The sequence below is a fragment of the Rhodoferax sp. GW821-FHT07F03 genome, assembly GCF_059418745.1.
The window spans coordinates 39,253-51,580 of record NZ_JBWKQM010000009.1; the positions used below are offsets into that span (position 1 = coordinate 39,253).

13 protein-coding genes are annotated in these 12,328 nt (G+C 61.4%); 8 read left to right on the top strand and 5 right to left on the bottom strand.

All coding sequences use genetic code 11. The features are described from left to right. Positions 1-149 precede the first annotated feature (149 nt). On the top strand, positions 150-605 hold the full coding sequence (locus AC07R0_RS14800; RefSeq protein WP_495105397.1) for a MarR family winged helix-turn-helix transcriptional regulator: 456 nt from the start codon (positions 150-152) through the stop codon (positions 603-605). Here the strand turns inward: AC07R0_RS14800 and AC07R0_RS14805 are convergent. Together AC07R0_RS14805 and AC07R0_RS14810 are read right to left on the bottom strand one after the other, a co-directional pair. Continuing rightward, a complete protein-coding gene (locus AC07R0_RS14805; protein WP_495105398.1) occupies positions 602-1,243 on the bottom strand; it encodes an HD domain-containing protein in 642 nt (213 codons plus the stop codon). The genes AC07R0_RS14800 and AC07R0_RS14805 overlap by 4 nt on opposite strands. Before the next feature lie 77 nt (positions 1,244-1,320). Further along, positions 1,321-1,674 (bottom strand): RidA family protein, encoded by a 354-nt coding sequence (locus AC07R0_RS14810; RefSeq protein ID WP_495076952.1) that lies wholly within the window; start codon positions 1,672-1,674, stop codon positions 1,321-1,323. Positions 1,675-1,829: 155 nt separating this feature from the next. Between AC07R0_RS14810 and AC07R0_RS14815 the strand changes: the two genes are divergently transcribed. Further along, positions 1,830-2,522, top strand: a complete 693-nt coding sequence (locus tag AC07R0_RS14815; protein ID WP_495105399.1) for an acid phosphatase — start codon at positions 1,830-1,832, stop codon at positions 2,520-2,522. Positions 2,523-2,619: 97 nt separating this feature from the next. Next, the gene (locus AC07R0_RS14820; RefSeq protein WP_495076954.1) at positions 2,620-3,066 is read left to right on the top strand and encodes an SRPBCC family protein; all 447 of its coding nucleotides are present in this window, start codon (positions 2,620-2,622) and stop codon (positions 3,064-3,066) included. 87 nt (positions 3,067-3,153) lie between these two features. Here the strand turns inward: AC07R0_RS14820 and pdxR are convergent, their stop codons facing one another. Beyond that, positions 3,154-4,647, bottom strand: coding sequence for a MocR-like pyridoxine biosynthesis transcription factor PdxR (gene pdxR, locus AC07R0_RS14825; RefSeq protein WP_495105400.1), 1,494 nt, complete (start codon positions 4,645-4,647; stop codon positions 3,154-3,156). An 81-nt stretch (positions 4,648-4,728) separates the two neighbouring features. Here pdxR and AC07R0_RS14830 point away from each other — a divergent pair, with 81 nt between their 5' ends. Beyond that, positions 4,729-5,346, top strand: a complete 618-nt coding sequence (locus tag AC07R0_RS14830) for an FMN-binding negative transcriptional regulator (protein ID WP_495105401.1) — start codon at positions 4,729-4,731, stop codon at positions 5,344-5,346. 120 nt (positions 5,347-5,466) lie between these two features. Further along, positions 5,467-6,051 carry a hypothetical protein gene (locus AC07R0_RS14835; protein ID WP_495105402.1) on the top strand — a complete coding sequence of 195 codons (585 nt, stop codon included), beginning with the start codon at positions 5,467-5,469 and terminating at the stop codon, positions 6,049-6,051. 7 nt (positions 6,052-6,058) lie between these two features. On the opposite strand, the gene eutC is transcribed toward AC07R0_RS14835, so the two are convergent. Together eutC and AC07R0_RS14845 are read right to left on the bottom strand one after the other, a co-directional pair. Further along, positions 6,059-6,856: an ethanolamine ammonia-lyase subunit EutC gene (eutC, locus tag AC07R0_RS14840; protein WP_495105403.1), complete on the bottom strand. Its 798-nt coding sequence runs from the start codon at positions 6,854-6,856 to the stop codon at positions 6,059-6,061. A 142-nt stretch (positions 6,857-6,998) separates the two neighbouring features. Beyond that, the gene (locus tag AC07R0_RS14845) at positions 6,999-8,390 is read right to left on the bottom strand and encodes an ethanolamine ammonia-lyase subunit EutB (protein WP_495105404.1); all 1,392 of its coding nucleotides are present in this window, start codon (positions 8,388-8,390) and stop codon (positions 6,999-7,001) included. A 68-nt stretch (positions 8,391-8,458) separates the two neighbouring features. On the opposite strand from AC07R0_RS14845, the gene AC07R0_RS14850 reads away from it, so the two are divergent. The 3 genes from AC07R0_RS14850 to AC07R0_RS14860 are packed head-to-tail and all read left to right on the top strand — an operon-like array spanning position 8,459 to position 12,314. Further along, a complete protein-coding gene (locus AC07R0_RS14850) occupies positions 8,459-8,713 on the top strand; it encodes a hypothetical protein (protein ID WP_495076960.1) in 255 nt (84 codons plus the stop codon). Continuing rightward, positions 8,713-9,948 carry a tetratricopeptide repeat protein gene (locus AC07R0_RS14855; protein WP_495105597.1) on the top strand — a complete coding sequence of 412 codons (1,236 nt, stop codon included), beginning with the start codon at positions 8,713-8,715 and terminating at the stop codon, positions 9,946-9,948. The genes AC07R0_RS14850 and AC07R0_RS14855 overlap by 1 nt, the downstream gene beginning before the upstream one ends. Before the next feature lie 35 nt (positions 9,949-9,983). Then, a complete protein-coding gene (locus AC07R0_RS14860) occupies positions 9,984-12,314 on the top strand; it encodes a bifunctional diguanylate cyclase/phosphodiesterase (protein ID WP_495105405.1) in 2,331 nt (776 codons plus the stop codon). Positions 12,315-12,328: the final 14 nt, after the last annotated feature.

Here is a 12,328-nt window from a genome sequence, read left to right on the forward strand (position 1 = left end):
CTCAAAGTACTGCGCAGTGTGCCGCGAAGGCAGGGCTGGCGCAGATAATGGCAGGTAAAGATGCTGTTGCATAGGCGATGGTTGAATTTGAAATTTAATATAGGTGCCTATATATTAATATAGCCTCCTATGTATTGTCAATACGATATATGAGCGATGACCATTTACCTCCCAACCCGCTAAAGCTCATAGGCCGTGCGCACCGCAGCTTTGCCCGCATCGCCGATGTGGAGCTGCGCGACCTGGGTTTCGCCACGGGCCAAATGCCGGTGTTGATGGGGCTCAAGGGTGGCAAGGCGCTGTCGCAGGCCGAGCTGGCCCGCATTGCGCAGGTGGAGCAGCCCAGCATGGCCCAGCTGCTGAACCGCATGGAGCGCGACGGCCTGGTGGAGCGCGTCCCCGACCCCGCGGACAAACGCAGCCGGCTGATTTCGCTGACCACCACGGCGGCCAAGCGCATGCCCAAGGTCAGGGCGGTGATGGAAGTGCTGAAGGCGCAAGCGCTGATCGGCTTCACGCCGGACGAGATCGCCCAGCTCGCCAGCTTTGTGGAGCGGATCAATACCAACATCGACCAGATGGCGGTCGAAAGAAGCAGCGCCTAGGCTACCGCCGCCTCCAGATTAATCCGAGCAGCGGCTTCATGCAATGCGAAGAAATGGGGCGTGCTGTAAATATGCGGCCGCTCCAGAAAGGACTGCAGCACGGCCCGGCGCTTGCGCCGGAATATCCAGCCCGGCACGAAAGCGTATTCAGCACGAATCTGGCGCTCGTACTCTGCAAACCGGGTAGCGGGTGCGGCCAGAATACCAAGGTCTATATCCACCAGAAGTTGCTCGTCCGTAGCCTCGGGTGCAGCGCTATGCCGCGTCGCCATGACCAGGTCATGCACGCGCTGGCATAAAGCCGGCGGCAGGGCTGCAGCCAGCAACGCATCGCGCGCCCAGTCTGCGCTTTTCTGCTCGTTGTCCGATCGCTGCAGCGCGTACACCGCATCATGGAACCACAGAGCCAGCTCGACCTCGGCCGGCTGCTGTGCCAGATGCAGGCTGGTTTCCAGCGCCTCAAGGCACTCGCGCAGATGCTGCAGGCTGTGGTAGTGGCGCTGCGGTTCGGCATAGCAAGCCAACAAGCGCGCCTGCAGCCCAGCCGCCGGTACGGCTACGCCCAGACCCCGCCAGGCGCGTTGCCAGGAGCGGTCAAAAATATCTGCAGCGTTTGGCAGTGGTGATGAATCGCTCACAGCTTTGCCCCTGGGTTTACTACAAACTTCATAGCTGCTAGCGCAGGTTTTATCTGCGCCAGCGGGCTATTTCATCATTATTTGACGGCGGCAATCGCCATGATCTCGACCTTGATCTCCGGGCGGGCCAGACGGGCCTCGACCGTGGCGCGGGCGGGGCCGATGCCGGTGGTGCCAATCCAGGCGTCCCACACCGCGTTCATAGCGGCGAAGTCACCCATGCTGGACAGATAAATGGTGGCGCTGAGGATGTGCGCCTTGTCGCTGCCGGCCTGGGCCAGCACGGTGTCGATCTGGTCCAGCACGCTCTGGGTCTGGGCGGCGATGGGCAGGCTGGCGTCTTCTGGAATCTGACCGGCCAGGTAGGCCACGCCGTTGTGGATGGTGGCGTCGCAGAGTCGGTTGCCGGGGTTGATGCGTTGCAGAGGCATGGGAGTCTTTCTGAAGAGTAGGTGGATGGAAATGCTTGATCGTACTGTCTTGGCGCCACACGCTTTTGTCCTGCAAAGCTAAAAAACGGTCTCCAAATCGTCACGCATTTGAAATATTTCCTCTATCCAATGCGGGGTTTATTTGGGAAACACCTATGTTCATCCGCCGTGCCCTGCTGGGCTGTGCCATCGCTTTAAGCTTCAACGCATTTGCCGCGGAAAGCCCCTACCTTACCCACAAGCAGCTGGACATCATCCCGTTCATGCCCGCACCCGTGGCCAACGGTAGCGCCGAGGACCGCGCCCAACAGATGCTGGTGCTGGCGGCGCAAAAAGCGGCCACGCCCGAGCGCATTGCACTGGCCAACAGCGACGCCGAAGAAACGGTGTACGCCATGTTCTCTACGGTACTGGGGGCCAACTTCAAGCCGGCCAACCTGCCCCTGTTCACCGCCATGTTCGCGCGCATGGGCGACACCGAAGACGCCGTGGTGGACCCGGTCAAGGCCTTCTTTGGCCGCACACGTCCGTTCCTGAACAACCCGGACATCAAGCCCCTGGTGAAGCCGTCCAAAAGCGGGGCCTACCCGTCGGGCCACACCTCGCGCTCCACCATGATGGCCATCGTGCTGAGCAGCATGCTGCCGGAACAACGGGCGGCCATATTTGCGCGCGCCAACGACTACGCCGAAAGCCGTGTCATCGGTGGCATGCACTATCCCAACGATCTGGATGCAGGCCGCCGTGCCGGCAGTGCCATGGCCGCAACCCTGCTGGCCAGCCCCACATTCAACACCGATTTCGAAGCGGCCAAGGCAGAGCTGCGCAAGGCGCTGGGCCTGCAGTAAACCCCGACTGGCAAATAGAGATCCCGCCAGACACTGGCCTTCGCCGCGCGAGCGGCAGACAATGGCCCTCCCTGTTTCTGTCCAAGGAGATCCGAGCATGGCTACTGGAACTGTCCGCCTGCACCGCGTGCTGAAAACCCGGCCGGAGAAAATCTACCGCGCATTTCTGGATGCCGCGGCCATCGCCAAATGGTTGCCGCCCTATGGTTTCGTCTGCAAGGTGCAGCATATGGAAGCCAAAGTCGGCGGCAGCTTCAAGATGTCGTTCGAGAACTTTTCCACCGGGCTGGGCCATTCATTTGGCGGCGAATACAAGAAGCTGATCCCCAACGAACTGATCCAGTACACCGACACCTTTGACGATCCCAATTTGCCGGGTGAGATTTTTGTGACGGTCAGCCTCAAGCCCGTCTTATGCGGCACGGAAGTGCACATCGAGCAGTCTGGCATTCCCGAGGTCATCCCCGTGGAGATGTGCTACCTGGGTTGGCAGGAGTCGCTGGCACAGCTGGCAAACCTGGTGGAGCCGGAAATTCCGGGTTAAGGCGCTGCCAGCGCCGAAACCTTGTCACGCTCCTAAATTAATAGCTACCTGCGCAGTTTCTTTGTGCGCTAGCGGCCTATTTGACCTCTAACCAGACCGGGTGGAACAGGCCGCAACCGCCGCCGCCAGAATCTGCACGCCCTGCGCAATCTGTTCGACCGCCAAGCTTGCGTAGCCCAGGACCAGGCCAGCCGGCCGGGGCCGGGTACCCGACGGTGGGCTGGCGAACAGCGGCGACACCGGGTAGACGCCTACACCCCTCGCACGGGCCGCCGCGGCCAAGGCCGGCTCGTCCTGCGGCCGCAGCGAAGGCAGCCACAGCACGGCATGCAGTCCAGCTGCCGTGCCGGCAAGACGCGCATCGCCAGGCAGGTAGCGCGCCACCGCATCCAGCAGGGCCGTACGGCGGCGCTCGTTCTCACGGCGGCTGCGCCGCACATGGCGCTCGTAAACACCGCTGTCGATCAGCGAGGCCAGCACCCGTTGCTCCAGCGCGGGCGCATGCCGGTCGGCCAGACGCTTGGCCTGGCGAAACACCGGCACCAGCTCGGCGGGCAGCACCAGATAACCCAGGCGCAGCTGCGGCGACAAGGCCTTGGAGAAGGTGCCCATGTAGATCACCCGCCCATCCGCCTGGATGGACTGCAGCGCGTCCACCGGGTGCTGACCGTAGCGGAACTCGCCGTCGTAGTCGTCCTCGACGATCCAGGCGCGCTGGCGTTGCGCCCACTGCAGCAGCTCCAACCGCCGGCCTATGGGCAGCACGCCGCCCAATGGGAACTGGTGCGATGGCGTGACATAGGCCAGGCGCACACGCTCGTCGCTGGGCAGACAGGCGGTTTCCAGGCCCTGGGCGTCCACCGGCACCTCCAGCAACGCGGCGCCCGTGGCCTCGAAGCAACGGCGCGCCATCAGGTAACCCGGATCTTCAAACACGAAGGCATCGCCCACGTCCAGCAGCAGCCGCGCGCACAGGTCGATGCCCTGCTGCGAACCGTGCACCACCAGTATCTGTTCAGCATCACAAGCCAGGCCACGCGCACGCCGCAAATAGCCCTGCAGCGCGCGGCACAGGGCCGCATCGCCCTGGGGCGGCACGTAGTACAGGCTGTGCTGCTGGCGCAGCAATTCAGTCTGGTAGGCCCGCCGCCAGGCCAGCGTAGGAAAGTCACGCGAGGCCACCGCCCCGTACAGGAAATCGATGCGGGCCGGCTCCGCCGCCGGCAGCCCCGGCATCTGCATGCCCGCCACACGGCGGCCGAATGCGGACAGCGCAGGCACCGGCTTGCCGCGCCGACCCACGGCTGTACGTGGCGTTGCGGGCGCAGCCGGCGAGCCGGCAACCCGAGCGGCCCGGCCCTTGGAGGTGATGAGAAAGCCCTCGGCCGCCAGTTGCTCGTAGGCGGCGGTGACGGTGGTGCGCGACACGCCCAGGTCGGCCGCCAGGGCCCGGGTAGACGGTGCGGGCGCGCCCGCCGGCAAAGTCGCGTCGGCCATCTGCGCACGCAGCAGGTCGTAAATGCGGCGCCCGGCACCGGGCACACCAGCGCGGCGATCGGACGAAGATTTAGACTGGCCCATGAAAAATCCACAAAACTGGCTCTTCTGATTGTGCCAGTTTTACGCGATATTCAGCCATCCCTAGCACCCCCAACCCATCCCATGTACGTCCCTGCGCACTTCGCCGAAAACCGACCAGAACAACTGCAGCGCATCATCCGCGAGCACCCCCTGGGAACCCTGGTCACCCATGCTGACGGTGGGCTGGACGCCGACCACCTGCCGTTCGAATTCGACCCCGAGGTGGGGCCACATGGCCTGCTGTCGGCCCACGTGGCCCGCGCCAACCCGGTGTGGCAGCGCTGCCCCACGGGCAGCCCGGTGATGGTGATTTTTCGCGGTGCGCAGGCCTATATCTCGCCCACCTGGTACCCCAGCAAACACGAAACCCACCGCCAGGTGCCGACCTGGAACTACGAGGTGGTGCACGCCCACGGCGTGCTAACCGTGCGTGACGATGAACGCTTTGTGCGCGGCATCGTGGCACGCCTGACGCGGCGCCACGAAGCGACTGAGCCCACGCCATGGAAGATGGGCGACTCGGCGCCCGAGTACATCGACAGCATGCTGCGCAACATCGTAGGCATCGAGATCGCCATCACCTCGCTAGTGGGCAAAGTCAAGCTCAGCCAAAACCGCGAATTGCGCGACCGCATAGGTGCTGCCGACACGCTGCCGACACGCTGCAGGCGCGCGGCCACGCAGAGCTGGCCGGGCTGATGCGTCCGGCGGAATGAGCTCCAGCGTCGTCCGTACGCGGCGAATGGGCCAAGCGGTCCATCCCTTCATGGCACTCTAAGATTGAGCCAGTTTCACCCTCCGCAGCCATTGCGATTCACCATGCCCTTTGCACCAAAGAAGCCCTCACTTTTGCGCTGGGCATTGCTACTCGGGGTCGTGGTACCGGTTGCCAGCTGGGCCTTGGTACGGCCGGTGCGCGTGATCGCGCCCACGCTAGCGGGCGTGTCCTGTCCCACCGCGTATGTGTGTGTAGATGACATGGCGCAGCTGACCCAGGCTACCGCCCTCTACCAGGAAGCCAATGCCTTTGTGACCAGCCACCTGCAAGCCTTGCAAGGCGAGCCACGCGTCATTTTTTGCGCGACCCAAGGCTGCGCGGAATCGTTTGGCCTGGGGGATCGTTCTGCCGTCACGCTCGGCACTATCGGCACCGTCATCGGCCCACGTGCCTGGAAGCCGTACTACGTGCGGCATGAATTGATTCACCAGTTGCAAGGTCAGCAACTCGGCGTGGTGCAACTGCTGTTCAAGCCGACATGGTTTGTTGAAGGTATGGCCTATGCATTGAGCCAAGACCCGCGCCCGGTGCTGGCAGAACCGTGGCAGGCCTACCGCTCACAGTTCAGCACCTGGTACGCGCAGCTGCAACAAACCCAGCTGTGGGAGTCGGCCAGCAGACTCTAGTCCCGGCTCAAGGCAGCAGAAAGTTCCGCATCGCGCCGTTGTCCGACGCCAGCACGTCCACCGTCTCGTCCTTCAAATCCACCCCCGACAGCTGGCGGCGGCGGGACTCGCGCAGCAGCATGTGCAGCTTGTAGGCGGCGTCGGAGTAGGACAGGCCCTCGGGCCGCACGTTGGAGATGCAGTTGCGCGCGGCGTCGGTCAGGCCGACATGGGGTGCCCAGGTGAGGTACAAGCCCATGCTGTCGGGCGAGCTCAGGCCGGGGCGTTCACCGACCAGCACCACCACGGTCTTCGCGCCCAGCAGCTGGCCGACCTCGTCGCCAATCGCCACGCGGCCCTGGGTGACGATGGTGGTGGGCGCCAGTGACCAGTCTTCTGGCTCCAGACGCTGCAGCAGGGCGTGGATGAAGGGCGCGGCGTTCTGCGCGATGGCCAGGGCGGACAGGCCGTCCACCACTACCAGCGCCAGGTCGTAGGGGCGGGCGGGTTGGTAGAAGGACTCCAGCAAGTCGTGCGAGGTAGCGTCCAGCCGGCGGCCCAGGTCGGGGCGCTGCAGATAGGTGCCACGGTCGTGCGCCGCGCTGGCCAGCTGGATGGCATCGGGATGGCCGGGCAGCACCTCGCCCAGGTCCTGCGCCAGCTGCGCGGTGTCCAGCGGCAGGTGCACTGCGTCACGGGCGCGGGCATGGGCCAATTGGAATTCGAGCTGCGGCGCGGTAGGCAGGCTGATGCCGGTGCGGCCCAGGGCGATGCGCGCGGCGGTCAGGCTGCGCAGGGTGTGCCAGGGGTTGGGGACGACGCTCATGGGACTCCTACAAACACAATTCTCGGGCGCATGGCAGCGTTGCGCGGTACTCGGAATCCTCATGCACGGGAGTGCATTCCGGTGTCCTGCGCTCCGTGCGCCTCACCCTGCATCCCGATAATTGCATTGCTAGGAATCCCATTTATGCCATCACCAACAGTGCTTGGGCAAACGGTTCTGGCAATGCAGACGCCAGCTGCGCTACGCCTTCGCCTTCAAAAATCTGCATGCGGCGTAACCAGTCTTCGAACTCGGGCGCCGGACGCAGGCCCAGCAGGCGGCGCGCGTACAGCGCGTCGTGGAACGAGGTGGTCTGGTAGTTCAGCATGATGTCGTCCGAGCCGGGGATGCCCATCACAAAGCTGCAGCCTGCGGCGGCCAGCAGGGTCAGCAGCACGTCCATATCGTTCTGGTCGGCCTCGGCGTGGTTGGTGTAGCAAACGTCGCAGCCCATGGGCAAGCCCAAGAGCTTGGCGCAGAAATGGTCTTCCAGGCCGGCGCGGATGATCTGCTTGCCGTCGAACAGGTATTCGGGCCCGATGAAGCCAACCACGGTGTTCACCAGCAGCGGCTGGAAGGCGCGGGCCACGGCGTAGGCACGGGCCTCGCAGGTCTGCTGGTCCATGCCATGGTGGGCGTTGGCCGACAGCGCGCTGCCCTGGCCGGTTTCGAAATACATCACGTTGTCGCCCACCGTGCCGCGGTTCAACGACAAGGCCGCACTGCGCGCCTCGGCCAGGATGGCAAGGTCGATGCCGAAGCTGCGGTTGGCCGCCTGCGTGCCGGCGATGGATTGGAACACCAGGTCCACCGGCGCACCGCGCTCTATGGCCTGGATGGTGTTGGTCACATGGGTCAGCACGCAGCTTTGCGTGGGGATTTCGTAGCGCTGGATGATGGCGTCCAACATGGTGACGATCTTGATCACCTGGGGCACATTGTCGGTCGCGGGGTTGATGCCGATCACCGCATCGCCGCTGCCGTACAGCAGGCCGTCGAGCACGCTGGCGGCGATGCCGCTGGTGTCATCGGTCGGGTGGTTGGGCTGCAGGCGCGTGGACAGGCGCTGCTCCAGGCCGATTGTGTTGCGGAAGGCGGTGATGACTCGGCATTTCTTGGCCACCAGAATCAAATCCTGGTTGCGCATGATCTTACTGACGGCCGCCGCCATTTCGGGCGTGATGCCGGGCGACACCGCGGCCAGCGTGGCGCCGTCCACCGCATCGCTGAGCAGCCAGTTGCGGAAATCACCGACTGTCAGGTGCTGGATGGGCGCAAAGGCGGCGGCGTCGTGGCTGTCGATGATCAGACGCGTGACTTCATCGCTCTCGTAGGGCACGACCGGTTGCTGCAGAAAGGTGGCCAGCGGCAGATCGGCCAGCGCCATTTGCGCGGCCACACGCTCCTGTGCATTGCCGGCGGCCACGCCGGCCAGCAGGTCGCCGGAGCGCAGCGGCGTGGCTTTGGCGAGCAACTCGCGGAGATCGCGGAAGCGGTAGCTATGGGCGCCTACCGTATGGACAAACTGGGGCATAGGCAACCTTTGGATAACTTTGGCAGCGGTAGGTCTACAAATGAAGACAGCCGCTGTAGTGGAGTCGCATGCAAACATTACTGCCCAGCAAAATTAATGCCATGCCGCATCCCAAAGTCGCACCAGCAGCGCCATCAGGATTCAACAAAAAGAACAGAGTTCTGGCAATAACACACACCGAAGGCTTTTTTGCGCTGCAAGGCATATGTAAAACATGTAACCATTTCAGTGACAATTTGTTCGCTCGCTTCACTAACTCTCACACGTTTTTACCGCTTATGCGGACCAAGCATCTGGATATCTTAAGAAGGACCGCATTTTGATGGTGTCCGAAAACACTCATACGGTGCCTTTGCTCTCTTCCCCCTCTACGAGATCACAGCATATAAGCCTTGCTTCAATACGGCATTGGTTAACTACATGCTTGTCGCTCTTGTTGTTCACTGGCTGTGCAAGCCATGTCCCCGTAGCTCCTGCTGCCAAGGAAGCTTCAACGACACCAGCCACGCGTGAAATCAACGAGCTGCTAGAACAACCAGCGATTGATCCGCTAAGCCGCTACCTGGAACGCCATGGGCCGGGTCGTTCTCCCACGCTGGACAGGGTACGGGCTGAACGCGACAAGCGTTGTGCAGCCATCGCAGACAGCTATGCCGGCCGTGAAAAAACCGCTGCCAATTTGGAAAAACTGGATACCGGCTACCGCTACTCCTGCCCTGCAGTCGTCCAGGCTTTTGCCGACCAGGTGAGTCGAGCAGGTGCAGCTCCAGGATCTGCGATGTCGACAGCCCCATCAACGTCCGCGCGCTCCGCCACAACCACGCAAGACAAAGCCGTCCTGGACAACTGCTACCTGCCGTTCGCCATCAAGAACTACCGCGAAGCCCACGCCGCGTGCCGAAAACCAGCAGAAATTGGCGATGCTCGGGCGCAATACAACCTCGGTTTCAGTGCCCGCGTACTGCAGCTATTGCCGGAAGCCGTGCAATGGACCCAGCGTTCGGCAGCACAGGGTCTGCCGGAGGCGCAACTGCATTTAGGGCAGCTGTATCTTCGCGGGCAGGGCTTACCACAGAATCCAACCAAGGCCCTGCAACAGTTCGAACTGGCCAGCGCACAAGGCCTGGCTGAAGCCCAGTTCATGGAGGGCCAGATGTACTACCAAGGCAATGGCATAAAGCGCGATCTGGCACTGGCTCTGCGCTACTTCACCCAAGCGGCGGAACAAGGGCATGGCAATGCCCAGCTGTACATGGGCAAGATGTATATCCAGGGTGAAGGCATAGCCACCGCCGATCCGGCAAAAGGCCGCAAATGGCTGCTCGCCGCCGCGGAACAAAGGGTTCCTGAAGCCCAGTACCGCCTGGGTACCCTCTATGCCCAGGGCCTGGGCGTAGATGCTGATGCCATACAAGCCTATGTCTGGCTGAGCTTGGCGGTCGCCGGCGGCCAAAGTGCAGCGGCAGCACCACGCGACGAAATTGCACGCCAACTGTCAACGGAGCAGTTGGCAAATGCACGGCAACGAGCTCGACGTGCCCAGGAAACCATGCACTGATGGGCCCCCCAATGCGTTCAACGGTTGAGGGAGGCATGAGCTCCATTAAAAAACTCATCATGCTCATCCTCTTGCTGCTGGTAACGCTGTTCCTGGCTGGCATGGGCGTGATGTCCTCGCTCAATCTGAGCTATTCCCAAGAGGCCATGTCAAAACTGCGCGCGCGCCAGATTGATGAAACCTTCCATGGCAACCTGGACCGTATCGACGCCCGCCACCAGATCATGGAGAAGAACGCAGCCGCACTAGCGCGCCTGGGCGAATTGCTCTACAGCATGAAGCAGCAGAACGGCCGTACGCGTCGGACCGAACTAGAAAGCGCATTGCTGAAAAAGATCCGTGATTTTCCCGAAGCGTCGGGCGGAGGAATCTGGTTTGCGCCGAACATCTGGCCTGCTGCCGCCTATGCAGGCTGGAAAAACAACTCCGTGCAACTGATCCCAGCGTATGCAGATGGTGCCTATACCTATTCCCAGCAAGCTTGGTATGTGGCCGCACTGCCAACGAACGATAACGACAAATCACCCGGTAAGGAAATCTTCCACTGGACTCCCATCTACTACGACGCCGTGCAAAGCGACGGCCTGGTCACGGTGGCCACACCCATGCACGACGAACACGGCCGTTTCATCGGCTTGGCCACCACCTCGTGGCGCGCGGAAGAAATCATCCGTCTGGTCAGCGGTGCCGATGTCACCCCGGGCAGCTTCGCGTTCGTGATGGACAACAACAATCGCCAGCTGTCCAGTCTGTCGCAGTCGTCCGAGTCATCGACCAACCAAACACTGATGGACGCATTGTCAACATTGGAGCTTCCCGCAACACCACCACCGGGCAGTACCTCTTTCCGCGGTGGGCAGATGCAACTGCCGATACAAACCCACCAGCTAGGTGTGCAAGGACGTAGCTATTCCATGTTCTTGTCGCGCACCCGCGCGGGCATGGTCTTCGGCATAGGTGTGCCGCAGGATGAAATTGACGCTGTACTGGAGCCCATGCGCCAGACCAACTACCAAATCGCCTTGACCACCGGCTTGGTACTACTGGTACTTTCAGGGGTCATTCTGTATGTAGTAGCCCATATTCTGAGGTTGCTGGAAACACTGTCCACTGATTCACTCACGGGCCTGCCCAATCGGGCCAAACTGCTACGCGAAACCGCGGCGCCACAGCAAGAAAGCCTCATCCAGGTCAATATCGATGCATTCAAAGAAATCAACGATTTCTATGGCCACCAATGCGGTGACCACATCCTCATTTCGATGCGCGATAAATTGCAGAAGTTTCTTGATACCGGTCTGAATAGTGGGCGTACCGCCTTGTACAAACTACCCGGTGACGAGTTCGCTATCCGGATCCATACAGCACTGGACCGTGCCGCCCTGAACACCTACCTGCATGCGCTGTCTACCTACATACACACTGCGCTTTTCCATTGGGAGGAACAAGAAATCGGGGTCAACGTGACCTTAGGCGCCGTGACTACCGAGAATGAGTCCACACAAGCAGCCCCATCTGGAGAGACATTGCTGTCGTCTGCCAATATTGCTTTGAAACTGGCTCGCCTTCAGCACCGCCATTACGCAGTCTACGACCCAGCCCTCAAGGTACGTGAAGAATATGAGCAGAACCTGCTGTGGGCACAACGCTTGAAAACGGCCTTGCATGAAGATCGCATCGTTCCGTACTTTCAGCCGATTGTTAGCAACAGCAATGGAAAGATCGAAAAATTTGAATGTCTGGTACGCCTGCTGGATGAGCACGGATCTCCGGTAGGGCCAGGGCAATTTCTGGGGATTGCCAAGAAGCTGCGCCTATATGGCGAAATCACCCGCATCATGGTGAGCAAGAGCTTCGCCGTGTTCCAGGACACGCCCTATAGTTTTTCCCTCAACCTGTCATACGAAGACCTGGTTGACCCGGAAACCACCGGCTTCATCAAACGCCGTCTCAGTGAAACCGGTATCGGCCGACAGGTCATCTTTGAAATACTGGAGTCAGAAGGTATTCAGAATTACCTCGAAGTTCGGGCCTTCATCGATGAAGTGAAAGCCATGGGCTGCAGCATCGCCATCGACGACTTCGGCAGCGGATATTCCAATTTCGACCACTTGCTGCGCCTGAATGCCGACATCATCAAACTCGACGGTAGTCTGATCCGCAATCTCGACAACAACCCCAGCGCATTGGTCATCATCCGTGGCATCGTGCAGTTCGCTCGCGAACTGGGTTTCAAAACCGTTGCCGAATTTGTGCATACCGCATCCATACAGGCGCAGATATTGGCGCTGGGCATCGACTATTCGCAAGGCGCCATGTTCAGCATGCCCACAGCAACACCGCTGACACAGCTGAGCAACGGCTAAAGCCCCGCGGCGTG

Coding starts and splice junctions, on each gene's coding strand:
- AC07R0_RS14800 (WP_495105397.1), top strand. CDS start 150: ATGAGCGATGACCATTTACCTCCCAACCCGCTAAAGCTCATAGGCCGT.
- AC07R0_RS14810 (WP_495076952.1), bottom strand. CDS start 1,674: ATGCCTCTGCAACGCATCAACCCCGGCAACCGACTCTGCGACGCCACC.
- AC07R0_RS14815 (WP_495105399.1), top strand. CDS start 1,830: ATGTTCATCCGCCGTGCCCTGCTGGGCTGTGCCATCGCTTTAAGCTTC.
- AC07R0_RS14820 (WP_495076954.1), top strand. CDS start 2,620: ATGGCTACTGGAACTGTCCGCCTGCACCGCGTGCTGAAAACCCGGCCG.
- pdxR (WP_495105400.1), bottom strand. CDS start 4,647: ATGGGCCAGTCTAAATCTTCGTCCGATCGCCGCGCTGGTGTGCCCGGT.
- AC07R0_RS14830 (WP_495105401.1), top strand. CDS start 4,729: ATGTACGTCCCTGCGCACTTCGCCGAAAACCGACCAGAACAACTGCAG.
- AC07R0_RS14835 (WP_495105402.1), top strand. CDS start 5,467: ATGCCCTTTGCACCAAAGAAGCCCTCACTTTTGCGCTGGGCATTGCTA.
- eutC (WP_495105403.1), bottom strand. CDS start 6,856: ATGAGCGTCGTCCCCAACCCCTGGCACACCCTGCGCAGCCTGACCGCC.
- AC07R0_RS14845 (WP_495105404.1), bottom strand. CDS start 8,390: ATGCCCCAGTTTGTCCATACGGTAGGCGCCCATAGCTACCGCTTCCGC.
- AC07R0_RS14850 (WP_495076960.1), top strand. CDS start 8,459: ATGCAAACATTACTGCCCAGCAAAATTAATGCCATGCCGCATCCCAAA.
- AC07R0_RS14855 (WP_495105597.1), top strand. CDS start 8,713: ATGGTGTCCGAAAACACTCATACGGTGCCTTTGCTCTCTTCCCCCTCT.
- AC07R0_RS14860 (WP_495105405.1), top strand. CDS start 9,984: ATGAGCTCCATTAAAAAACTCATCATGCTCATCCTCTTGCTGCTGGTA.